Origin of the sequence: Streptomyces sp. CB02414 (genome assembly GCF_001905385.1) — a bacterium.
Classification (GTDB): domain Bacteria; phylum Actinomycetota; class Actinomycetes; order Streptomycetales; family Streptomycetaceae; genus Streptomyces.
Genome location: NZ_LIPF01000012.1, coordinates 93,980 through 117,499 on the forward strand (window position 1 = coordinate 93,980; position 23,520 = coordinate 117,499).

The window sequence follows — 23,520 nt, forward strand, 5'->3', positions numbered from 1 at the left end:
GCCGGGGCGGGCTGGATCACTCTGGGTGTTCCGTCACCACAAGGAGTGAGGAGCCTGCATGCGTCGCCTCTTTGCCCGGGCGCTGGCCCGGCCGCTGGTCCTGGCGGCCGCGGCGACCGCGATACCGCTCGCGTCCGCCGCGCCCGCATCCGCCGACAGCATCGTCGTCGGGGGCTTTCCGGTCGAAGTGTCCGACAGCCCGTGGACCGTCGCCCTGTCCAGTCGTGACCGGTTCGGAGGTACGCGGGCGGGACAATTCTGCGGGGGAGTGGCCGTCGGCCGCACCACCGTCCTCACGGCGGCCCACTGCCTGGCGACGGAGGTTCTCGGCTCGCCGCCCGAGCAGGTGCGCGACCTGAGGGTCATTGCCGGCCGCACCGACCTGCTCTCCGACAAGGGCCGGGAGATCCCCGTCCGCGACGTCTGGGTCAACCCGGCGCACGACGACATCAGCAACGCCGGCGACTTCGCGGTGCTCACCCTGTCGGAGGCCCTGCCCGCCGGCTCCGCCATAGGGATGGCGGCAGAGGGGGACCCCGTCTACGGACCCGACACGGGCGCACTCGTCTACGGCTGGGGCGACACCTCGGGCGCCGGGGACTACGCCAACAGCCTGCGGGCGGCGCGCGTACGGGTACTGCCCGACGCGGCGTGCGAGCGGGCGTACCCGGGGAGCGACGACGGACGCTATCTCGCGGACACCATGCTCTGTGCCGGTGAGGACGCCGGCGGCCGCGATGCCTGCCAGGGGGACAGCGGTGGGCCACTGGTCGCCCAGGGGAGGCTCATCGGACTCGTGTCCTGGGGGAGCGGCTGCGGGCGCCCGGGCAGTCCCGGGGTGTACACACGCGTCTCCGCCGTGCTGCGGGCGCTGGGATGGGACAACCCGGCCGCGCGGCAGTCCGAGAGCGCCTGACGGCCTCCTGAAGCCCGCCGGGCACGCGCACGGGCGGCCGCCCCTCGGCTGGAGGGGCGGCCGCCCGTTGACCGGCTTGTGCCGGGTCGGCTCGTCGTCGGGCGCGTCGCGTCAGCGCTCTTCCTCGGAGGAGGATCCCGGAACGGCGGTGAGCCGCTCCGTCTCGTCCTGTATCTCAGCGGCGATCTTCTTGAGTTCCGGCTCGAACTTGCGCCCGTGGTGGGCGCAGAAGAGCAGTTCTCCGCCGCTCAGCAGGACGACGCGCAGGTATGCCTGGGCGCCGCAGCGGTCGCAGCGATCAGCGGCCGTCAGCGGGCTTGCGGAAGTCAGAACAGTAGTCACGTCGCCTCTTCTCTAGCTCGACGAGCTGTCGTACCAGGGTCAACATCCAACCAGCCCCAAAACGTTCCCGCTCGTGGCTTTTCCTCGAAAAAAATTTCCGAGGGGCCGGCTGTTGCCGGTTGGCGGCGAATGTGCCGTATTGCGTGTCTGTGTGTCGTACGGGTTCGCGCAGTCGGTCAGTGTCGGTCCCGCCGGCTGGGTTGCCGGTTTGTTCATGAGGACGTGCCCGGAGCCTAAATGGTTCATGCCTCGATGGGAACGTGATGTGTACTTCACCCCATCGAGGGATCGAACAAGCATGCGACGCTGGACTAGGGTGAGTCTTCGACGAGGGTGGCGTTACAACGGCTCTACCAGGCCTCGGTACCCTCTGACCGGTACACCGAGCCGCGCCCTTACCCAGCGGGGCCCCATCTGAAATTCAGCGAGGAGCGAACCGCGTGACCGCCGAGACATCCGTGCCGTCCACTGCGCTGCTGGCAGGAGCAGACCGGGACGGATCCAACTACACCGCGCGGCACCTGCTCGTCCTCGAGGGTCTCGAGGCCGTGCGCAAGCGTCCGGGCATGTACATCGGATCGACCGACAGCCGTGGCCTGATGCACTGCCTGTGGGAGATCATCGACAACTCCGTCGACGAGGCCCTCGGTGGCTACTGCGACCACATCGAGGTGATCCTCCACGACGACGCGTCGGTGGAGGTCCGGGACAACGGCCGGGGCATCCCGGTCGACGTCGAGCCGAAGACCGGCCTGTCCGGCGTCGAGGTCGTCATGACCAAGCTGCACGCCGGAGGCAAGTTCGGAGGCGGCTCCTACGCCGCCTCCGGCGGTCTGCACGGCGTCGGTGCCTCCGTGGTGAACGCCCTGTCCAGCCGGCTGGACATCGAGGTGGACCGCGGCGGGTACACGCACGGCATCAGCTTCCGGCGCGGTGTCCCCGGCGCGTTCACGGGGGCCGGCCCGGACGCCGAGTTCGAGGCCAGGAGCGGACTGCGCAAGACCAAGAAGAAGATGCCGAAGGCCCGCAGCGGCACGCGCGTGCGGTACTGGGCCGACCGGCAGATCTTCCTGAAGGACGCCAAGCTCTCCCTGGACAACCTGCACCAGCGGGCCCGCCAGACCGCCTTCCTGGTCCCGGGGCTGACCATCGTGGTCCGCGACGAGTTCGGTCTCGGCGACGGCGGAAGCAAGGGCGAGGAGTCCTTCCGCTTCGATGGCGGCATCAGCGAGTTCTGCGAGTTCCTGGCCAGTGACAGGCCCGTCTGCGACGTCCTCCGCTTCAGTGGGCAGGGCAGCTTCAAGGAGACGGTTCCCGTCCTCGACGAGCACGGCCAGATGACACCCACCGAGGTCACGCGCGAGCTCGGCGTCGACGTCGCGATGCGCTGGGGCACCGGGTACGACACCACCCTCAAGTCGTTCGTCAACATCATCGCCACGCCCAAGGGCGGCACCCACGTCGCCGGCTTCGAGCAGGCGGTGGCCAGGACGATGAACGAGGCGCTGCGGGCCAAGAAGCTCCTGCGGGTGGCCGAGGACGACATCGTCAAGGACGACGCCCTGGAGGGCCTCACGGCGGTCGTGACGGTCCGGCTCGCCGAGCCGCAGTTCGAGGGGCAGACCAAGGAGGTCCTCGGCACCTCGGCGGCCCGCCGCATCGTGAACAACGTCATCAGCAAGGAACTGAAGGCGTTCCTGACCTCCACCAAGCGTGACGCGGCCCAGCAGGCCCGGGTGGTCATGGAGAAGGCTGTCGCCGCGGCCCGCACCCGCATCGCGGCCCGCCAGCACAAGGACGCCCAGCGCCGCAAGACGGCCCTGGAGTCGTCCTCGCTGCCCGCCAAGCTCGCCGACTGCCGCAGCGACGACGTCGACCGCAGCGAGCTGTTCATCGTCGAGGGAGACTCCGCGCTGGGCACGGCGAAGCTCGCCCGGAACTCCGAGTTCCAGGCGCTGCTGCCGATCCGCGGCAAGATCCTCAACGTCCAGAAGTCGTCCGTGACCGACATGCTGAAGAACGCCGAGTGCGGCGCGATCATCCAGGTCATAGGAGCCGGCTCGGGCCGTACCTTCGACATCGACGCGGCCCGCTACGGCAAGATCATCATGATGACCGACGCCGATGTGGACGGCTCCCACATCCGCACCCTCCTGCTCACCCTGTTCCACCGCTACATGCGGCCCATGGTGGAGTCGGGCCGGGTCTTCGCCGCGGTGCCCCCGCTGCACCGCATCGAGCTCATCCAGCCCAAGAAGGGCCAGGACAAGTACGTCTACACGTACTCGGACCGGGAGCTGCGGGACAAGCTCATGGAGTTCCAGAGCAAGGGCGTCCGGTACAAGGACTCCATCCAGCGCTACAAGGGCCTGGGCGAGATGGACGCCGACCAGCTGGCGGAGACGACCATGGACCCGCGGCGCCGTACCCTGCGCCGGATCAACCTCACCGATCTGGAATCCGCGGAGCAGGTCTTCGACCTGCTCATGGGCAACGACGTCGCTCCCCGCAAGGAATTCATCTCCAGCTCGGCGGCGACGCTGGACCGGTCGCGCATCGACGCGTGACCGTGCGTGACAGGTGCCTCCCGAGCCGGGGATCAGGAGGCACGGTCACCTGATGGGGTGAAGTGCCGAGGGAAGAAGAGTCGGGGATCTTCCCGTTCTGTCCATCCTTGGGCATGCAGTCAAGCAACGACCCGTCCTGCGCCGAGGCGTCCGGGAGCCCGGGCTACGACGACCCGTGGTACGACGCCCTCGCCTCCGGCTGGGGCGAGTCGGCCGGCGCCGGTGCCCCCGAGCCGGCGGCGGTGCCGCAGACGCGCGCGGAACCGGCCCCCCAGCCGCCGCGGGCCGCGGCCGACGTCTACCTGGAGGTGCAGCGCAGCGCGGCCTTCCAGGAGGTCCGCAGCCGCTACCGGCGGTTCGTGGTGCCGGCGGTGGCCGCGTTCCTCGCCTGGTACGTCGCGTACGTGGTGACCGCGACCGCGGCGCCCGCGCTGATGGCCCGGCCGGTGGCGGGGGCGGTCAACGTGGCGATGCTCGCCGGGCTCGGCCAGTTCCTCACCACCTTCCTGCTCACCTGGGCGTACGCCCGGCACGCGAGGCTGCGCCGGGACCGGGCCGCGCTCGAACTGCGCTGGGACACCCAGGAACTGACACGCGGTGTGCGGGGCGATGCGTCGTGACCGGCGACCATCAGACGCTGGCGCTGCTGCTGTTCAGCACGTTCGTCGCCGTCACACTGGGGATCACGACGTGGGTGAGCCGTCACCGGCACGGCTCGGCGGAGGAGTTCTACGCGGGCGGCCGTCTGTTCTCCCCTATGGAGAATGGTTTTGCCATCGCCGGCGACTACATGTCGGCGGCCTCCTTCCTCGGGATCTCGGGAGTCATCGCGCTCTACGGCTACGACGGGATGCTCTACTCGGTGGGCTTCCTCGTCGCCTGGCTCGTCGTGCTGTTCCTCGTCGCGGAACTGGTGCGCAACTGCGGGAGGTTCACCCTCGCGGACGTCGTGGCGGCACGGATGCGCGAGCGGCCGGTCCGGATCGCCGCCGGAACGTCCTCGGTAACCGTCTCCATCATGTACCTGGTGGCACAGATGGTGGGCGCCGGCAGCCTGGTCGCCCTGCTGCTCGGAGGCACGAGCGAGGCGGCGCGCACCTGGACCGTCATCGGCGTCGGCGCCCTGATGGTGATCTACGTGTCGCTGGGCGGAATGCGGGCCACCACCTGGATCCAGATCGTTAAGGCGGTGCTGCTGCTCGGTGGCACCGTGGCCCTGACCACGCTGGTGCTGGTGCGCTTCCACGGCGACGTCGACCGGCTGCTGCGCACGGCGGCCGAGCGCAGCGGCCACGGCGAGGCGTTCCTCGCACCCGGGCTGGCGTACGGCGGGGACTGGACCTCGCGCTTCGACTTCATCAGCCTGGGACTCGCCCTGGTACTGGGCACGGCGGGGCTGCCGCACATCCTGTCCCGCTTCTACACGGTGCCCACGGCCCGGGCCGCGAGGCGGTCGGTCGTCTGGTCGATCGGCCTCATCGGAGGCTTCTACCTGATGACGATCGTGCTCGGCTTCGGCGCGGCGGCCCTGGTCGGCCCCGAAGCGGTACGGGCCTCGAACGCGGCCGGGAACACGGCGGTCCCCCTGCTCGCCCTCGACCTGGGCGGCGGCGCGGGGTCCACCGGGGGCGCGGTGCTGTTCGCGGTCGTGGCGGCCGTCGCCTTCGCCACCATCCTCGCGGTGGTCGCGGGCATCACCCTGGCCTCCTCGGCGTCCGTGGCCCACGACCTGTACGCGTCCCTGCGACGCCGGGACGCCAAGCCGCGCAGCGAGGTCGCCGTGGCACGTGTCGCCGCCGTCGCCATCGGCGCGGTCGCGATCGCGCTCGGCCTGCTCGCCCGCGACCTCAACGTCGCGTTCCTGGTGGGCCTCGCCTTCGCCGTCGCCGCGTCGGCAAACCTGCCGGTGCTGCTCTACTCGCTGTTCTGGCGCGGCTTCACCACGCGCGGCGCCGTGTGGGCCGTCTACGGCGGCCTCGTTCCCGCGGTGGTGCTGGTCCTGCTGTCGCCCGTGGTGTCGGGCAGCCCGCAGTCGCTGTTCCCGGGCGTCGACTTCCAGTACTTCCCGCTGCAGAACCCCGGTCTGGTGTCGATCCCACTGGGCTTCCTGGCCGGGTGGATCGGTACGGTCACCTCGCCGGAGGCCCCGGACGAGGCCAAGCACGCCGAGACCGAGGTGCGGTCACTGACCGGGGCGGGGGCCGTGTAGGAGACGGCGGTGCCGTCCCGCCTCAGGCGCGGGTCGCCCACACGTAACGGTGCTCCGGGCGGCCCGCGTCGCCGTACTTGAGGGTCAGCGTGGCCCGCCCGGTGCGCTCCAGGAGCTTCAGATAGCGCTGGGCGGTCTGCCGGCTCACCCCGGTCCGTTCGGCGATCTCCTGGGCAGAGAGCGCGCCGTCTGCCTTCATCAGGCACTGGCGCACCAGCTCGGCGGTGGTGGGGGAGTGCCCCTTGGGCAGTCCCGGCTCCGACGGCGCCGACAGTGCGCCGAAGATCCGGTCCACCTCCGCCTGCTCCGCCTCGCCCCCGCCGTCGAGTGTGCGCCGCAGCTGCGCGTACGCCTCCAGCTTGGCGCGCAGCCCGGCGAAGGCGAACGGCTTGACCAGGTACTGCAGCGCACCGTGACGCATCGCCGCCTGGACGGTGGACACGTCCCGCGCCGCCGTCACCATGATCACGTCGGTCTGGTGGCCGCGGCGCCGCATCTCCTGGACGACCTCCAGGCCGGTGCGGTCGGGCAGGTAGTGATCCAGCAGGATCAGGTCCACGCGGGGCAGTGTCTCCACGCCCCGCAGGGCCTCCAGCGCGTTGTGCGCCTGCCCGGCGACGTGGAAGCCCGGCACCTTCTCGACGTAGGCGGCGTTCACCCGCGCGACCCGCGTGTCGTCGTCCACGACCAGGACCTCGATCATCGGGACTCCTCCTCGGCAGCGGTGTTCACGTGGGCGGCGACGGCAGGGGTGGCGGGGACGGGTCCCTCGTCCGGCTGGGCCGGGAGCGGTTCGGCAGGGTCCCGTTCCGTCAGGGCCTCGGGCAGTACGACGACGAACTCCGCGCCGCCGCCGTGCGCCTCGCCGACGGCGGCACTGCCGCCCTGGCGCTCGGCCAGCCTGCGCACCAGCGACAACCCGATGCCCCGCTGCCGGTGTGCCGGGGGCTCCTTGGTGGACCAGCCCGTCGTGAAGACGAGCTCGCGGTGTTCCGCGGGGATGCCGGGCCCGGTATCGCGCACCTGGAGCGTGGCCGTGCGCCCGCGCGCTCGCAACTCGACCTCCACGCGCGCGTGCGGCGTACCCGCGACGGCGTCGAGCGCGTTGTCGACCAGATTGCCGACGATGGTCACGAGCCCCCGGGAGTCGACCAAACGGTCCGGCAGGCGCGTCCGCTCCGACACCCACAGGGAGACACCGCGTTCGGTCGCCACGGTCGCCTTGCCGACCAGCAGCGCGGCGAGGAGCGGGTCCTCGATCCGCTCAGTGATCTGTTCCGCGGTGACCCGGTGGTCGCCCACCACCTCGCCGACGAACTCCACGGCGTCGTCGTACATCTCCAGTTCCAGCAGTCCCAGCAGGGTGTGCATGCGGTTGGCGTGTTCGTGGTCCTGTGCGCGCAGGGCGTCGATGAGGCCGCGCGTCGAGTCCAGCTCCCGGCCGAGCTGTTCCAGCTCGGTACGGTCGCGCAGGGTGGCGACGGCGCCCCCGTCGTCGGTCGGCATCCGGTTGGCGACGAGAACCCGCTGGCCGCGCACGGTCAGCAGGTCGGTCCCGGTCACCCGGCCGGCCAGGACGTCGGCCGTGCGTCCCGCGCCCAGCGCCTCGTCGGGGGAGTGGCCGACGGCCTCCCCGCCGATGCCCAGCAGGCGCTGCGCCTCGTCGTTGAGCAGGCGCACCCTGCCGCCGCGGTCCAGGGCGACGACGCCCTCCCGGATGCCGTGCAGCATCGCCTCGCGCTCCGCCAGCAGGCCCGCGATGTCCGAGAAGGCCAGGTCCCGGGTCTGCCGCTGCACCCGGCGCGAGATGAGCCAGGCGGCCAGCGCGCCGACGGCCAGGGCGCCGCCGGCGTACGCGAACAGCCCGGGGATGGCGTGGATCAACCGCGCCCGGACACTGTCGTAGGCGATGCCGACCGACACCGCGCCGACGACGTCGCCCTCGCCGTCGCGCAGCGGCACCTTGCCGCGCGCGGAGCGGCCCAGCGTGCCGTCGTCGATCTCCATGACCTCGCGTCCGGCCAGGGCCTGCCCCGGATCGGTGGAGACGACCTCGCCCACCCGCTCCGGATCGGTGTGCGACCAGCGCACGCCCCGCCGGTCCATCACGACGACGTACTCCGCCCCCGTGGCCTCACGAATCCGTTCCGACTCCCGCTGCACCGGGCCGCTCGCGGTCGGCGCGGTGTCGCGCAGGTCCCGGACGATCTGGGGCTGCTGTGCGGTGGTCTGCGCGATCGCGAGGGCCCGGCGCATCGCCTGGTCGTCCAGCTGGTCGCCGAGCGGCGCCAGGAACAGGCCGGTCGCGAGCACGGCGACCCCCGCGGCGATCGCCAGCTGCATCAGCAGCACCTGCGAGAACACCCGCCGGGGCAGGCCGAGGCGCAGCCGGCGGGCGGGGGGAGCGGAACTCATACCCATGACGGTACGTGGGCGTGGCGACGTGCCGTAGCGGGGTGTGGCGCGTATCTCCCGGGCGCCTGACGTGCGTGTCCCGGCAGGGCGCGCCAGTTCGGCCGGGGCCCTACGCTCCGGCCTGGACGTCAGCTCGCGAGCGCCGCCGTCACCGACAGTTCGCGTACCGCCGTGATCTCCATCCGCGCGGGCGAGCCCAGCACCGACGCCGCGCAGCTCTCCGGACGCGGCGGCGCCGCCGCGCCCTGCACGACGGTGACCCGCCAGTGCCGTCCGTCGCTGTGGGCCACGGTCACCTCCCAGCGGGGCGCCGCGCCGTCCGTCCGTACGACGTCCAGCGCCTGGGCCGCTTCCTCGCCGACGGCCGTGCGCACGGCCAGCTCGGCGGCCTGCCCGGGGCGCTCCCACGCGGAGCTCCCCCGGCAGTTCTCGACCACGATCCGCCCCTGGCGCGCACTGTGCAGGATCTCCTTGACCGCGTGGCCCTGGACCCGTCCGTAGGCGTAGCCGTGCGGCAGCACCAGCACGGTCGGCGAGAAGCGGTGACCGCCCAGATGGGTGACCTCCCAGACGTCCCCGTCACCGGAAGCGGCGAGCTCCGCCGCGAGCGGCCGGCCGAGGAGCGCGCAGCACCGGTCGCGCTTGCCGTTGGTGCAGACGAGGGCGAGCGGATCACCCAGGTGGGGAGCGCCTTCGAGTACCGAGTCGAAGGCGCGGCGGTCACCCTTGCCGAGCGCGGCGAGATCGAGGTCGAGCAGCCTGCGGGGATCGGTGAGCGTGGCGCCGTGCAACCAGACGTTCCCGGGCACGGTGTGGGCCGCGTACACCCGGCGTTCGGCAAGGGTGTGGCGGTCCGCGTGGCGTCCGGGCCTGCGGACCAGCGCGACCCGTACGCCCGTGCCCTTCACGGCCGCCTCCAGGGCGCGCCCCAGCGCGGGATCCAGGTGGCTCGACGTCAGCGCCTTGGCGCCCCACGGGCCGGGCTGCTCCAGCAGCAGCCAGGTCCTCGCGACGGGCGCGGTGCCCGCGACGGGTTCGTCGAGGTTCCGGGAGACGGATGAGCACGTACTCACAGAGGTGAGCCTAACCTGACTTGCGCCGCCGCGACTTCCAGCCGCGCTCGGGCGCTACTCCGGCAGTGGCTGAGGTGGCCGGGGACCCGTGAGGTGGCGCGGCGGTTCGGCGGCCCGGCGCGGGTCGTGGGCCGGAGCGCGAGCATCCGGGACAGGCGCGGGACTCGAAGATCATCCCCGCGGCAGGGTGAGCATGCGAGCGGCCTGGTGCCGTTCGGGCGCCAGGCCTCAGCGGTGGGGCGTCGAGCGCGGGCGGGGTTCCGCGCTGCTCGGCGGTGGGGCTTCCGGCACGGGCGGCGGTGGACACGGCCGGAGACGTGGACGGTTCAGGCGTCGGGGATGTCGGCCTTGGCGCGGATCAGGGTTTCCCGGCTGATGACCACGATGCGTTCGTAGTCCGCGCGAGAGGCATCGGCGGGGAGCTCACGTTCCAGCGCCTCGGTGGCCTCCGTGCCGATCACGGCGAAGTTGCCGTCACTCAGCTCGAAGAGATCCGGGCAATTGGCTCCCGAGGTACTGCCACGCGAGCTTGGAGGCACACCGATGCGGCGCACGATTTTCAAGGGGTATCGGTCCTTACGCAGACTGGGCACACTGTCGGCAGCACGTTACTGGAAGTTCAAGGCGTGGGAGGGGTCCCCACCACCCACCACTCGTCCGTGTCGGCCTCGTCCAGATCCTTGATGAGGCCATCGACCATCGCGCCGATCCGGGCCTCCTCCGAGGACGCCTTCAGCGTCGCGCGCTGAGCCCTGGACGCTTCCCAGTACTCCCGCATCAGTGGTGTCTGGAAGAACTCACGCAGACGTCCGAACAGCTCCTCCTGGTCCATCAGGCCGGCCTCGTAGACGTGGAAGAGGTTGACGTACCACGCGTTGGCGTAGAAGAACTGGCGCCGCTTCTCGGCGGGAATGTCCTTGTCGTAGGTGTCGATCACCGCGGCCAGGGACGGGTCGTCGATCGCCCTCGCGAGAAGTTCCCAGTGCATGCGCTGCTGGTGCGCCAGCGCCCGGCGGCGCGATGCGGTCTCTTCGAGTGCGAGTCGCCGTGCGCGCAACCGTTCCACTTCCAGCGCGCGCTGCCGCGCGGCCAGCGTCACCCCGGCAGTGGCGAACAGAATGCCCGCCGCGGCGGAGCCGAACCTCCCCGTGATCTTCTTCCGTGTGGCCATGTCAACCCCCGAATCAGGCGACCGCCGCCGGTCGTCGAGTGCGGGTCGGCTGACGGGGAACCGGCGAGCGATGGGCGGCGCTTGCCGCCTCCAGAGTGCCGAGCTGCGCTGATCGGCGGGGAGGCGGAGAGGAGGCGCACGGAGGGAAGCGAGGGTCGCACACTCCGGCACCTTGTCCAGACGTCTGCCCAGCGAGTGGCGCTAACAATCGTTCACACCGCGCCGGCCCTGTCGGCTCGTATCCTGATCAGGCAATTCCGTACGTGGGTGTACGCCCTGCCGCGGGCCGGCGTACGCGTGGTGGAGAGAGAGGTCGCACGGTGGGGCAGCGCCCGACTCCGCAGCAGATCCCGGTCGTCGTACTCGCCGGATTCCTCGGCTCCGGGAAAACCACACTCCTCAACCACCTCCTGCACCGCAGCGGAGGCAGCCGTATCGGCGCCATCGTCAACGACTTCGGGTCGATCGAGATCGACGCGATGGCCGTGGCCGGCGCACTCGGCGACTCCACCGTGTCGCTCGGCAACGGCTGCCTGTGCTGCGCCGTCGACGCGACCGAACTCGACGGTTACCTGGAGCGGCTCGCGCGGCCCGAGGCCGGCATCGACGTGATCGTCATCGAGGCCAGCGGCCTCGCCGAGCCGCAGGAACTCGTGCGCATGCTGCTCGCCAGCGACCAGCCGGGCGTCGTCTACGGCGGGCTGGTCGAGGTCGTCGACACCGCCGAGTTCGACGCCACGCGCGCGAAGCACCCCGAGATCGACCGGCACCTGGCCCTCGCCGACCTGGTCGTCGTCAACAAGACCGACCGGGCCCCGGACGCCGAGCGGGTGCTCGCGCTCGTCCGCTCACTCGCCGACCGCGCCGCCGTCGTGCCCGCGACCTATGGCCGCATCGATCCCGAGTTCCTCTACGACTGCCGCCCGAGCGAGGAGCGCGTGGGGCAGCTGTCCTTCGACGACCTGCACGACCACTCCGCGCACGGCGCGTACGCCGAACACCTGCACGCCGCCTACGACACCCTGTCGTTCGTCTCCGGCCTCCCGCTCGACCCGCGCGGGCTCATGCGGTTCCTCGACAGCCGTCCCGAGGGCCTGTACCGGATCAAGGGCTACGTCGACTTCGGCCCGTACGACTCACGCAACCGCTATGCCGTCCACGCCGTCGGGCGCTTCCTGCGTTTCTACCCGGAGCCCTGGCCCCCCGGCGAGCCCCGCCGCACCCAGCTGGTGCTCATCGGCTCCGGCATCGACGTCCCCGCCCTGGGCGGGCAACTCGACGCGTGCCGCAGGGACGACGACGCCCCACCCGCCGACGAGCACGGCATGTGGGGCGTCCTGCGCTACGTACCGGACCCCGAAGGAGCGGAGCAGAGCGGCGAGGAGCCGCCGCTCATGCCCTGATCGCACCCTGACGTCCTCGTCAGGCCGGACCCGCCACCACCGACACCGTCTTCGGCAGCGACACGCCCGAGCCGTCGCGGCGCGGGTCGGTCTCCGGGAGCTGGGCCGGCGAGCCGTTCTTCTGCGCGGCGAGCGCCGGGACGGCTCCGGCCCAGGCGAACGCCAGGCAGTCCTCGCCCTTCAGGAACCGCTGGCAGCGCACGCCCCCCGTGGCGCGGCCCTTGCGCGGGTACTGGTCGAAGGGGGTGAGCTTGGCCGTGGTCTGCACGGAGTCGTCCAGCGTGCCGCGGGAACCGGCGACCGTGAAGACCACCGCGTCCGCGGCCGGGTCCACCGCCGTGAAGGAGATGACCTTGACGCCCTCGGCGAGCTTGATTCCCGCCACGCCGCCCGCCGGACGGCCCTGCGGGCGGACCTGGGAGGCCTGGTAGCGCAGCAGTTGAGCGTCGTCGGTGATGAAGACCAGGTCCTCCTCGCCGGTGCGCAGCTCGACGCCGCCGACGATCCGGTCGCCATCCCTGAGGGCGATGACCTCCAGCTCGTCCTTGTGGGACGGATAGTCGGGCACCACCCGCTTGACCACGCCCTGTTCCGTGCCGAGCGCCAGCCCCGGCGAGGACTCGTCCAGGGTGGTCAGGCAGACGACCGTCTCGTCGTCCTCCAGGGACACGAACTCCGCGAGCGGCGCGCCGCCCGAGAGGTTCGGCGCCGGCATGGACTCGGGGAGCTGAGGCAGGTCCACCACGTTCACCCGCAGCAGCCGCCCGCCGGAGGTCACCACGCCCACCTCTCCGCGTGCCGTGGCGGGCACCGCCGAGACGATCAGGTCGTGCTTGACCCGCTTGGCCTTGGCGTCCGCGACCAAGGGCTCGTCGTTCACCGTGCGGGCGAGCAGGCCGGTCGAGGACAGCAGCACCCGGCACGGGTCGTCCGCCACCTGGAGCGGAACGGCGGCCACCGGGGCTCCGGAGGACTCCAGCAGGACCGTGCGTCGGTCGGTGCCGAACTTCTTGGCGACCGCGGCCAGTTCGGCCGAGACCAGCTTGCGCAGCTCCGTGTCCGAGTCGAGGATCCGGGTCAGCTCCTCGATCTCCGCGTTGAGCCGGTCCTTTTCGGCCTCCAGCTCGATCCGGTCGTACTTGGTGAGCCGGCGCAGCGGCGTGTCCAGGATGTACTGGGTCTGGATCTCGCTCAGCGAGAAGCGCTCCATCAGGCGCTGCTTGGCCTCGGCGGAGTTCTCGCTGGAGCGGATGAGACGGATGACCTCGTCGATGTCCACCAGCGCGACGAGCAGGCCCTCGACCAGGTGCAGGCGGTCCCGGCGCTTGCCGCGGCGGAACTCGCTGCGGCGGCGTACGACGTTGAAACGGTGGTCGAGGTAGACCTCCAGCAGCTCCTTGAGGCCCAGGGTGAGGGGCTGGCCGTCCACCAGGGCGACGTTGTTGATGCCGAAGGACTCCTCCATCGGCGTCAGCTTGTAGAGCTGTTCGAGGACCGCCTCGGGCACGAAGCCGTTCTTGATCTCGATGACCAGGCGCAGCCCGTGCTCGCGGTCGGTGAGGTCCTTGACGTCCGCGATGCCCTGGAGCTTCTTCGAGCCGACCAGGTCCTTGATCTTCGCGATGACCTTCTCGGGGCCGACCGCGAAGGGCAGCTCGGTGACGACCAGGCCCTTGCGGCGGGCCGTGACGGTCTCCACGGACACCGTCGCGCGGATCTTGAACGTGCCGCGCCCGCTCTCGTAGGCGTCCCGGATGCCGGGCAGGCCGACGATCCGGCCGCCGGTGGGCAGGTCGGGGCCCGGCACGTGCTTCATCAGCGCGTCCAGGTCGGCGTTCGGGTACCGGATGAGGTGCCGGGCTGCCGCGATGACCTCGCGCAGGTTGTGCGGCGGCATGTTCGTGGCCATGCCGACCGCGATGCCGGAGGCGCCGTTGACCAGCAGGTTGGGGAAGGCGGCGGGCAGCGCCGCCGGCTCCTGCTCCTGGCCGTCGTAGTTCGGGCCGAAGTCGACGGTGTCCTCGTCGATGGACTCCGTCATCAGGCCGGCGGCATCGGCCATCCGGCACTCGGTGTACCGCATGGCGGCCGGCGGGTCGTCGTTGCCCAGCGAGCCGAAGTTGCCGTGACCGTCCACCAGGGGCACGCGCATCGAGAAGGACTGGGCCATGCGCACCAGGGCGTCGTAGATCGACGCGTCGCCGTGCGGGTGCAGCTTGCCCATGACCTCGCCGACGACGCGGGCGCACTTCACGTAACCGCGCTCGGGCCTGAGGCCCATCTCGTTCATCTGGTAGACGATGCGGCGGTGCACCGGCTTGAGGCCGTCCCGGGCGTCCGGCAGCGCACGGGAGTAGATGACCGAGTACGCGTACTCGAGGAAGGAGCCCTGCATCTCGTCGACGACGTCGATGTCGAGGATCTTCTCCTCGTACGAGTCGTCGGGCGGCGGGGTCTTCGTACTACGGCGGGCCATCGCTGCCGGCTCCTTGCTGAAGCGTGAACGGTGATCTGACGCGGTCCATTGTGGACCGGGGCACTGACAGCGACCGACCAGGACCCGTCACGGGCTGCCCGGCCCGGCGCTGCCCGCAGAGTACGCCCTCGTCCCGCACGCCCGTCCCCGGGCCGCCAACCGCGTTCTCGCTCTCGGCGTACGCGGTCCGGGAACTCCACCGGCCGCCCGCACGCTTGCATACAGTGGCAGGATCGGCAGGATCGGCGGAATTCCGCAGTTCCGGCCAATGATTCCACCCAGCTGATCCCACTCAGCGTTTCGCGATCGAAGGGACGTACATGCCCATGGGTCACACGGCCACAGCCCAGGCAGACTCCGGCGGCCTGACAGCGACCGAGCACCGCCTGGCCAACGGCCTGCGCGTGGTGCTCTCCGAGGACCACCTGACCCCGGTCGCGGCGGTGTGCCTCTGGTACGACGTCGGTTCGCGCCACGAGGTCAAGGGACGTACCGGCCTGGCTCACCTTTTCGAGCACCTCATGTTCCAGGGCTCCGCCCAGGTCAAGGGCAACGGTCACTTCGAACTGGTGCAGGGGGCCGGCGGCTCGCTCAACGGCACCACCAGCTTCGAGCGCACCAACTACTTCGAGACCATGCCCGCCCACCAGCTGGAGCTCGCCCTCTGGCTGGAGGCCGACCGCATGGGTTCCCTGCTGGCCGCCCTGGACGACGAGTCCATGGAGAACCAGCGCGACGTCGTCAAGAACGAGCGCCGCCAGCGCTACGACAACGTCCCCTACGGCACCGCCTTCGAGAAGCTCACCGCCCTCGCCTACCCGGAGGGCCACCCCTACCACCACACGCCGATCGGCTCGATGGCCGACCTCGACGCGGCGACCCTGGAGGACGCGCGGGCGTTCTTCCGTACCTACTACGCGCCGAACAACGCGGTGCTGTCCGTCGTCGGTGACATCGACCCCGAGCAGACGCTCGCCTGGATCGAGAAGTACTTCGGCTCCATCGCCTCGCACGACGGCAAGCAGCCCCCGCGGGACGGCTCGCTGCCCGACGTCATGGGCGGACAGCTGCGCGAGGTCGTCGAGGAGGAGGTCCCGGCCCGTGCCCTGATGGCGGCCTACCGCCTGCCGGAGGACGGCACGCGCGCGTGCGACGCGGCCGACCTGGCCCTCACCGTCCTCGGCGGCGGCGAGTCCTCCCGCCTCTACAACCGGCTGGTGCGCCGCGACCGCACGGCCGTCGCCGCCGGGTTCGGTCTGCTGCGGCTCGCCGGAGCGCCCTCCCTGGGGTGGCTGGACGTGAAGACGTCCGGTGACGTCGAGGTGCCGGTCATCGAGACCGCCATCGACGAGGAGCTCGCCCGGTTCGCCGAGGAGGGCCCGACGGCCGAGGAGATGGAGCGCGCCCAGGCGCAGCTGGAGCGCGAGTGGCTGGACCGCCTGGGCACCGTCGCCGGCCGCGCCGACGAACTGTGCCGGTACGCCGTCCTGTTCGGCGACCCGCAGCTCGCCCTCACCGCCGTGCAGCGGGTGCTCGAGGTGACGGCCGAGGAGGTCCAGGAGGTCGCCAAGGCCCGCCTGCGCCCCGACAACCGCGCGGTGCTCGTCTACGAGCCCACCGCCCCCGCCGACGAGACCGCCGCCGACGCGGACGACGCCACCGACGAGAACGAGGAGGCGGCCAAGTGACCGAGCTCGCCACCATGGACTTCCACCCCCAGCCGCAGGGCGGCGAGCCCAAGCCGTGGGCGTTCCCCGCCCCCGAGCGCGGCAGCCTCGACAACGGCCTCACCGTGCTGCGCTGCCACCGCCCCGGCCAGCAGGTCGTCGCCGTCGAGGTGCTGCTCGACGCACCGCTGGACGCCGAGCCGGCCGGACTCGACGGCGTCGCCACCATCATGGCGCGCGCCTTCTCCGAGGGCACCGACAAGCACTCCGCCGAGGAGTTCGCCGCCGAGCTGGAGCGCTGCGGCGCCACCCTCGACGCGCTCGCCGACCACCCCGGCGTCCGGCTGAGCCTGGAGGTGCCCGCCTCGCGCCTCGCCAAGGCCCTCGGCCTGCTCGCCGACGCCCTCAGGGCGCCCGCCTTCGCGGACGGCGAGGTCGAACGCCTGGTCCGCAACCGGCTCGACGAGATCCCGCACGAGCTGGCCAATCCGGCCCGCCGAGCGGCCAAGGAGCTCTCGAAGGAGCTGTTCCCGGCCGGCTCGCGCGTGTCGCGCCCGCGCCAGGGCACCGAGGAGACGGTGGCGAACATCGACTCCGCCGCCGTACGGACCTTCTACGAGAAGCACGTGCGCCCCGCCACGGCCACCGCGGTGGTCGTCGGCGACCTCACCGGCGTCGACCTCGGTGCGCTGCTCGGCGACACCCTGGGCGCGTGGACCGGCTCCGCCGCCGATCCGCGCCCCGTGCCGCCGGTGACCGCCGACGACCGGGGCCGGGTCGTCATCCTGGACCGCCCCGGCGCCGTCCAGACACAGCTGCTGATCGGCCGCACCGGCGCCGACCGGCACGACCGCGTCTGGCCCGCGCAGGTCCTCGGCACCTACTGCCTCGGCGGCACCCTCACCTCCCGCCTGGACCGCGTGCTGCGCGAGGAGAAGGGCTACACCTACGGCGTGCGGGCGTTCGGGCAGGTCCTGCTCTCCGCGCCCGACGGCACCGGCGCCGCGATGCTCGCCATCAGCGGCTCCGTCGACACCCCCAACACCGGCCCCGCGCTGCAGGACCTGTGGACGGTGCTGCGCACGCTCGCGGAAGGCGGACTCACCGATGCCGAGCGCGACGTCGCCGTGCAGAACCTGGTGGGCGTGGCGCCGCTGAAGTACGAGACGGCGGCGGCCGTGGCGAGCACGCTGGCCGACCAGGTCGAGCAGCACCTGCCCGACGACTACCAGGCCGCGCTCTACCGTCAACTCGCCGCCACCGGCACGGTGGAGGCCACGGCGGCGGTCGTGAACGCCTTCCCGGTGGACCGCCTGGTGACGGTGCTCGTCGGCGACGCCGCGCAGATCAAGGCGCCCGTCGAGGCCCTCGGCATCGGTGAAGTCACCGTGGTGTCGGCCGAGTAGCGCCACGCGCGCGTGGTGGCCCTGGTGACCCGAGTGTCACCAGGGCCACCGTTTGTCCGAATTGAGGGAGAGACGGCCTGTCTGCCCTGTGGCATGCGCTACAAAAAGCTTGTTGCGTTTGAGGATTGAAGGCAGCCGCGCTTAGCGTCTTCCGGGCTGTTCGTCAGGCAGTACGCCGCACCCGCGGCACCGGACAGTCATCGCCGAGTCCCCGTACGGCGCGAGCCAGGGGAGCCGGGGACCCATCGCAGTCCCTGGGGTGAATCGGACGCCCGCGCGTGCAGCGAGGGGGTCCGTAGGAGACCTTCCACCTCCGAACCCGTCAGCTAACCCGGTAGGCGAGAGGGAAGGAAAGGACCAGCCTCTACATGGCGTTCACGCGCGCCACCGGGAAGCACCGCCGTCCCAGCCGGATGCACCGCACTACCGCCCGCGCGGCGGGAGTCGCGGCCCTCGCCACCACCGGCGTCGTCGGCACCCTCGCCGCACCGGCGCTCGCCGCCGAGCCCGAGGCGGAGCAGACCGGGATCACCCCGGTCATCTCCATCGGCGACTCCATAGCCGACGAGATCGACGCCCAGGCCGCCGCCCAGGAGCAGGCCGCTCAGCTCGCCGCCGCCCGTGAGGCAGCCCAGGAGGCCGCGCGCGAGCGGGCCGCCGAAGCGGCCGAGGAGGCGCGCGAGGCCAAGGAGCGCGCCGCGCGGGAGGCCGAACGCAAGCGCCTCAACACCTTCGTGTCGCCGATCACCGCCTCGTACGTCTCCACCGCCTACCAGGCTGGCAGCTCCCTGTGGTCCTCCGGCAGCCACACCGGGATCGACTTCCACGCCTCCACCGGCACCACCGTGCACGCCGTCGGCGTCGGCACGGTCGTCGAGGCCGGCTGGGGCGGGGCGTACGGCAACCAGGTCGTCATCAAGATGCACGACGGCACGTACACGCAGTACGGCCACCTGTCGTCCATCGGTGTCTCGGTGGGCCAGTCGGTCTCCGCCGGCCAGCAGATTGGCCTCTCCGGTGCCACCGGCAACGTCACGGGGCCGCACCTGCACTTCGAGGCCCGTACGGGCGTCGAGTACGGCTCGGACATCGACCCCGTCGCCTACCTCCGCTCCCACGGCGTGAACGTCTGACGGCGGACCGCGCACGGCAAGGTCCTGGAAAGGCCCCGGCTCCCCGAGCCGGGGCCTTTCGCATTTCCGCGTGCGGTCCGGGCAGGAACACGACCGTTGTCCAAAAAATGTCCATGAAATCCGACCCGCCGTCGGAATATCCGCCCGACTGGCCTAGAGTCACTGAACACGCGTCAATCGTCGACGTTTCACGGGGATTAAGACGGAGGTCGGGGCATGCGTATTCCGGCGCACTCGGTGTGCACGGCCATCCGGGACGACATCGTCGCCGGTGTCCACGGGCGCGGCGGCCGCCTCACCGAGGAACTGCTCGCCCGCCGCTACGGAGTCTCCCGTGTCCCCGTCCGCGAGGCCCTGCGCACGCTGGAGGCCGAGGGCTTCGTGGTGACCCGGCGGCACGCGGGCGCGTGCGTGGCGGAACCCACCGAACAGGAGGCCGCCGACCTGCTGGAGACCCGGGCCCTCCTGGAGCCCCTGGGCGCCGCACGGGCCGCCCGGCGCCGCACCGAGGCCCACCTCAAGGTGCTGCGCGGGCTGGTCAGGCTCGGTCAGGACCGTGCCGGGCAGGGCCACGGCGAGGACCTTCGGGCACTGGACGGATGGTTCCACGACACCCTCGTCCAGGCCGCCGGCAGCCCCTCCCTGGCGGCCCTGCTGACCCAGCTGCGCCGCAAGATCGCCTGGATGTACGCCGTGGCGGCGCCCGCCGATCCGGCGGGCTGCTGGGCGGAGCACGGCGCGATCACCGACGCGGTGGCCCGCGGCGACGGCGAGCGCGCGCGGGCGCTCATGGCGCTGCACACCGAGCGGTCCGCCCCCGCGTACCGGCTGCGGTTCGCCCCCGGGGGCGAACGGACGGAGAGCGTGAGCACATCGCAACATGCCGTAAACACACCGAGCCTTCGGTATTAACGCGCGGCCCGTATACAAGAGGTATTGATCGGGGGGGGCTTTCCGCTGCCTCCGAATGCCCGCGAAAAGCGGTAACGCGGTTCGTGGAGAGGGAAAAAGAAAAGCCCGCCCGGTGCTCCGGGCGGGCCGTTCGGCATTGCTCTTTCCGTCGGTCAGACGGTCTCGGGAAGCTCCTCGAGGCCCTCGGAGACCAGCTTCGCCAGCCGGTCCAGGGCGGCGTCCGCGCCCTCGGCGTCGGAGGCGAGGACGATCTCCTCGCCACCCTGGGCGCCGAGGCCGAGGACGGCCAGCATGGAGGCCGCGTTGACGGGGGAACCGTCGGCCTTGGCGATCGTGACCGGGACGCCTGTGGCCGTGGCGGCTCGGACGAAGATGGAGGCGGGGCGGGCGTGGAGGCCCTCGGCCCAGCCGACGTTGACGCGGCGCTCAGCCATGTGATGCTGCCCTTCAGGTGTTCAAGGATTCATGTTGTCTAGACCAGTCTTGTCTAGACCAGTTTCCCACATCGTGAAGCGTGCCGGGACGGCACCGTGCGCCGTCCCGCGTGATCGTCGGACCGCGGCCTCGGCCCGACCTCCCGTCCTCCACAGACTGCCTCGCGCCGTTGTCGTACGCGAGCCGTACTCTGGGGCCCATGCAGACCTCGTCGGACCGGCACGAGTATCCCGCCCACTGGGAGGCCGACGTGGTGCTGCGCGACGGCGGCACCGCGCGCGTCCGCCCCATCACCGTTGATGACGCCGAGCGCCTGGTCAGCTTCTACGAGCAGGTCTCCGACGAGTCGAAGTACTACCGCTTCTTCGCGCCGTACCCTCGCCTGTCCGCCAAGGACGTCCACCGCTTCACGCACCACGACTTTGTGGACCGGGTGGGACTCGCGGCCACCGTCGGCGGCGAGTTCATCGCCACCGTACGCTACGACCGGATCGGCGCCGGCGGAACGCCCGCCACCGCACCCGCCGACGAGGCCGAGGTCGCCTTCCTCGTCCAGGACGCCCACCAGGGGCGCGGCGTCGCCTCCGCGCTGCTGGAGCACATCGCCGCCGTCGCCCGGGAGCGCGGCATCCGCCGCTTCGCCGCCGAGGTGCTGCCCGCCAACACCAAGATGATCAAGGTGTTCATGGACGCCGGGTACACCCAGAAGCGCAGCTTCGAGGACGGCGTGGTCCGCCTGGAGTTCGGCCTCGAACCGACCGACCGCTCCCTGGCCGTTCAGTACGCGCGCGAGCAGCGCGCGGAGGCGCGTTCCGTGCAGCGGCTGCTGAGGCCCGGCTCGGTCGCGGTCGTCGGCACCGGCCGCACGCCGGGGGGAGTCGGCCGCAGCATCCTCGGCAACATCCGGGACGCGGGCTACACCGGTCGGCTGTACGCCGTGAACAAGGCCTTCCCCGAAGACCGGAAGGAGATCGACGGGGTGCCCGCGTGCCGCTCGGTGCGTGACATCGACGGGCCGGTCGACCTCGCCGTCGTCACCGTCCCCGCCGAGCGTGTCCCCGAGGTCGTCACCGAGTGCGGCGAGCACGGCGTGCAGGGCCTGGTGGTGATCTCCGCCGGATACGCCGACAGCGGCCCCGAGGGACGCGAACGCCAGCGCGCCCTCGTGCGGCAGGCGCGCACGCACGGCATGCGGATCATCGGGCCCAACGCCTTCGGGGTCATCAACACCTCCGCGGACGTGCGGCTGAACGCCTCGCTCGCCCCCGAGACGCCCCGCCCCGGCCGGATCGGCCTGTTCGCCCAGTCCGGCGCCATCGGCATCGCCCTGCTCTCCCGGCTGCACCGGCGCGGCGGCGGAGTCACCGGCGTCACCGGCGTGTCGACCTTCGTCTCCTCCGGCAACCGGGCCGACGTCTCCGGCAACGACGTCCTCCAGTACTGGTACGACGACCCGGAGACCGACGTCGCGCTGATGTACCTGGAGTCCATCGGGAACCCCCGCAAGTTCACCCGCCTCGCCCGGCGCACGGCGGCCGTCAAGCCCCTGGTCGTCGTGCAGGGGGCCAGGCACGGGGGCGTGGCACCGCAGGGACACGCCGTACGGGCGACGCGACTCCCGCACGCGACGGTCTCCGCGCTGCTCAGGCAGGCCGGCGTGATCCGCGTCGACACGATCACCGACCTCGTCGACGCGGGGCTGCTGCTCGCCCGCCAGCCGCTGCCCCCGGGGCCGAGGGTGGCCATCCTGGGGAACTCCGAGTCCCTTGGCCTGCTGACGTACGACGCGTGTCTCTCCGAAGGGCTGCGCCCGCACCCCCCGCTGGACCTGACGACGGCCGCCTCGGCGGACGACTTCCACGCGGCCCTGTCCCGGGCCCTGGCCGACGACACGTGCGACGCCGTGGTGGTGACCGCGATCCCGACGGTGGGGGAGGGATCGGCCGGGGACGCCGCGCTGGCGGCGGCCCTGCGGTCGGCGGCCGCCGCGGTGCCGGCCAAGCCGGTCCTCGTGGTCCACGTGGAACTGGGCGGCCTGGCGGAAGCCCTCTCGGCAGCGGCCAGCACCGCACCGCAGGCACTCCAGCCGACGCAACCGCAGCCGGCGCCCGCGGAGCCCGGGAGCGGCGATCCCACGGGCCCCCGGAGCGGGGGGCCCTATGAGCCCCGGGCCACCGACTCCTCGGACCCGGGCACCGCGGGGCCGGGTGAGCCTGGGGCCACCGCGCCCGGGGACCCGCAGGCCGCTGGGCCTGCGGCCACGCAGACTGCGGGACCGGGGGAGCCGAGGGCCTCCGCGCCCACGGCTCCCGGGGCGACTGGGCGCAGGGACCTGCAGCCCACCGGGCCCGCCGAGCCTCGGACCACCGCGTCCACGGACCCTCGCCCTCGCCCCCCGGCACCCACCGCCGAACCACCCCGGACCGCCGCTCCCGGCGCCCCCGCCCCGACCGGCAGGTCGCAGCCGCCCACCCCGCCCACGCCCGGCACTGTTCCGGAGGACGCCGCTCCCCGCGGCACCCGCCTCATCCCCGCCTACCCCGCCGCCGAACGTGCCGTCCGGGCCCTCGCTCATGCCGTCGCCTACGGTCAGTGGCGGCGTGACGCCGCCGACCCCGGCAAGGTGCCGGAGTACGAGGACATCGACGAGAAGGGCGCCGCCGGGCTGATCGCCGGGCACCTCGCGCGCGGGCAGGGACTTACCCTCGGCGACGCGGAGACCTGCGAGCTGCTCGCCAGGTACGGCGTCCACGTGCACCGCGCCCTGCCCGCCCCCACCCCCGAAGACGCGGTCGCCGCCGCACGCACCATCGGCTACCCCGTCGCCCTCAAGGCCACCGCCCCGCACCTGCGCCACCGCGCCGACCTGGGCGGCGTACGTCTCGACCTTGCGGACGAGGAGCAACTGCGCCGGGCGTACGCCGAGTTGACCGAGCTGTTCGGGACACCCGCGGAGCTGCGCCCGGTGGTGCAGGGCATGGCCCCGCGCGGTGTCGACACCGTCGTGCGGGCGGTCATCGACCCGGCGGCCGGCGCCGCGCTCTCCTTCGGGCTCGCCGGGGCGGCCACCCAGCTGCTCGGCGACATGGCGCACCGGCTGATCCCGGTCACCGACCGCGAGGCGAACTCGCTCATCCGCTCGATCCGCACGGCACCCCTCCTCTTCGGCTGGCGCGGCTCGGCCCCGGTGGACTCCGCCGCCCTGGAGGAGCTGCTGCTGCGGGTCTCCCGGCTGGTCGACGACCACCCGGAGGTCGTCGCGGTCACCCTGGAACCGGTCGTCGTGGCCCCGCGCGGCCTGAGCGTCCTCAGCGCCTCCGTCCGCCTCGCGCCACCTCCCGCCAGGGACGACCTCGGCCCGCGCACCCTGCCCGCCTACTGACCGCGCACCGTCC

The 23,520-nt window shown here is 71.9% G+C and carries 18 protein-coding genes and 1 riboswitch; of the genes, 10 read left to right on the forward strand and 8 right to left on the reverse strand.

Translation table 11 applies throughout. The annotated features are described in order from the left end of the window. Positions 1-58: 58 nt before the first annotated feature. Entirely contained in the window at positions 59-916 is an 858-nt protein-coding gene (locus AMK11_RS32835; protein ID WP_073731768.1) for a S1 family peptidase, read from the forward strand. A gap of 111 nt (positions 917-1,027) precedes the next feature. On the opposite strand, the gene AMK11_RS32840 is transcribed toward AMK11_RS32835, so the two are convergent. Beyond that, on the reverse strand, positions 1,028-1,258 hold the full coding sequence (locus AMK11_RS32840) for a DUF7455 domain-containing protein (RefSeq protein WP_019325822.1): 231 nt from the start codon (positions 1,256-1,258) through the stop codon (positions 1,028-1,030). A gap of 440 nt (positions 1,259-1,698) precedes the next feature. Here AMK11_RS32840 and AMK11_RS32845 point away from each other — a divergent pair, with 440 nt between their 5' ends. The 3 genes from AMK11_RS32845 (at position 1,699) to AMK11_RS32855 (ending at position 6,034) form a co-directional block, all read left to right on the forward strand. Further along, positions 1,699-3,825 (forward strand): DNA gyrase/topoisomerase IV subunit B, encoded by a 2,127-nt coding sequence (locus AMK11_RS32845; RefSeq protein WP_073731769.1) that lies wholly within the window; start codon positions 1,699-1,701, stop codon positions 3,823-3,825. Positions 3,826-3,938: 113 nt separating this feature from the next. Further along, entirely contained in the window at positions 3,939-4,445 is a 507-nt protein-coding gene (locus tag AMK11_RS32850) for a DUF485 domain-containing protein (protein WP_073731866.1), read from the forward strand. Then, on the forward strand, positions 4,442-6,034 hold the full coding sequence (locus AMK11_RS32855; RefSeq protein WP_073731770.1) for a solute symporter family protein: 1,593 nt from the start codon (positions 4,442-4,444) through the stop codon (positions 6,032-6,034). The genes AMK11_RS32850 and AMK11_RS32855 overlap by 4 nt, the downstream gene beginning before the upstream one ends. A 22-nt stretch (positions 6,035-6,056) precedes the next feature. Here AMK11_RS32855 and AMK11_RS32860 read toward each other — a convergent pair whose 3' ends face one another. From AMK11_RS32860 to AMK11_RS32880, 5 genes are all read right to left on the reverse strand, one after another. Continuing rightward, positions 6,057-6,737 (reverse strand): response regulator, encoded by a 681-nt coding sequence (locus tag AMK11_RS32860; protein WP_073731771.1) that lies wholly within the window; start codon positions 6,735-6,737, stop codon positions 6,057-6,059. Continuing rightward, the gene (locus AMK11_RS32865; protein ID WP_073731772.1) at positions 6,734-8,449 is read right to left on the reverse strand and encodes an ATP-binding protein; all 1,716 of its coding nucleotides are present in this window, start codon (positions 8,447-8,449) and stop codon (positions 6,734-6,736) included. The genes AMK11_RS32860 and AMK11_RS32865 overlap by 4 nt, the downstream gene beginning before the upstream one ends. 128 nt (positions 8,450-8,577) lie before the next feature. Further along, the gene (locus AMK11_RS32870; protein WP_073731773.1) at positions 8,578-9,522 is read right to left on the reverse strand and encodes a sucrase ferredoxin; all 945 of its coding nucleotides are present in this window, start codon (positions 9,520-9,522) and stop codon (positions 8,578-8,580) included. A 326-nt stretch (positions 9,523-9,848) separates the two neighbouring features. After that, on the reverse strand, positions 9,849-10,085 hold the full coding sequence (locus tag AMK11_RS32875) for a hypothetical protein (protein ID WP_079187841.1): 237 nt from the start codon (positions 10,083-10,085) through the stop codon (positions 9,849-9,851). Positions 10,086-10,141: 56 nt separating this feature from the next. Continuing rightward, positions 10,142-10,693, reverse strand: coding sequence for a DUF6082 family protein (locus AMK11_RS32880; protein ID WP_073731774.1), 552 nt, complete (start codon positions 10,691-10,693; stop codon positions 10,142-10,144). A 320-nt stretch (positions 10,694-11,013) separates the two neighbouring features. Here AMK11_RS32880 and AMK11_RS32885 point away from each other — a divergent pair, with 320 nt between their 5' ends. Further along, positions 11,014-12,096, forward strand: coding sequence for a CobW family GTP-binding protein (locus AMK11_RS32885; protein WP_073731775.1), 1,083 nt, complete (start codon positions 11,014-11,016; stop codon positions 12,094-12,096). A 19-nt stretch (positions 12,097-12,115) separates the two neighbouring features. Here the strand turns inward: AMK11_RS32885 and AMK11_RS32890 are convergent, their stop codons facing one another. Next, positions 12,116-14,572, reverse strand: a complete 2,457-nt coding sequence (locus AMK11_RS32890) for a DNA gyrase/topoisomerase IV subunit A (RefSeq protein WP_073731776.1) — start codon at positions 14,570-14,572, stop codon at positions 12,116-12,118. Positions 14,573-14,892: 320 nt separating this feature from the next. On the opposite strand from AMK11_RS32890, the gene AMK11_RS32895 reads away from it, so the two are divergent. The 4 genes from AMK11_RS32895 to AMK11_RS32910 all read left to right on the forward strand — a co-directional run bounded on the left by AMK11_RS32895 (position 14,893) and on the right by AMK11_RS32910 (position 19,690). After that, on the forward strand, positions 14,893-16,260 hold the full coding sequence (locus AMK11_RS32895) for a M16 family metallopeptidase (protein WP_073731777.1): 1,368 nt from the start codon (positions 14,893-14,895) through the stop codon (positions 16,258-16,260). Continuing rightward, entirely contained in the window at positions 16,257-17,645 is a 1,389-nt protein-coding gene (locus AMK11_RS32900; RefSeq protein ID WP_073731778.1) for a M16 family metallopeptidase, read from the forward strand. The genes AMK11_RS32895 and AMK11_RS32900 overlap by 4 nt, the downstream gene beginning before the upstream one ends. 191 nt (positions 17,646-17,836) lie before the next feature. Then, positions 17,837-18,001, forward strand: a riboswitch (cyclic di-AMP (ydaO/yuaA leader). A 12-nt stretch (positions 18,002-18,013) separates the two neighbouring features. Continuing rightward, positions 18,014-18,778, forward strand: coding sequence for a M23 family metallopeptidase (locus tag AMK11_RS32905; protein WP_073731779.1), 765 nt, complete (start codon positions 18,014-18,016; stop codon positions 18,776-18,778). 216 nt (positions 18,779-18,994) lie between these two features. Then, positions 18,995-19,690, forward strand: a complete 696-nt coding sequence (locus tag AMK11_RS32910) for a GntR family transcriptional regulator (RefSeq protein ID WP_073731780.1) — start codon at positions 18,995-18,997, stop codon at positions 19,688-19,690. A 152-nt stretch (positions 19,691-19,842) separates the two neighbouring features. Here the strand turns inward: AMK11_RS32910 and AMK11_RS32915 are convergent, their stop codons facing one another. Next, positions 19,843-20,124 (reverse strand): HPr family phosphocarrier protein, encoded by a 282-nt coding sequence (locus AMK11_RS32915; RefSeq protein ID WP_019325837.1) that lies wholly within the window; start codon positions 20,122-20,124, stop codon positions 19,843-19,845. Positions 20,125-20,324: 200 nt separating this feature from the next. On the opposite strand from AMK11_RS32915, the gene AMK11_RS32925 reads away from it, so the two are divergent. Next, a complete protein-coding gene (locus AMK11_RS32925) occupies positions 20,325-23,507 on the forward strand; it encodes a bifunctional acetate--CoA ligase family protein/GNAT family N-acetyltransferase (protein WP_073731781.1) in 3,183 nt (1,060 codons plus the stop codon). The last annotated feature ends 13 nt before the right edge of the window (positions 23,508-23,520 follow it).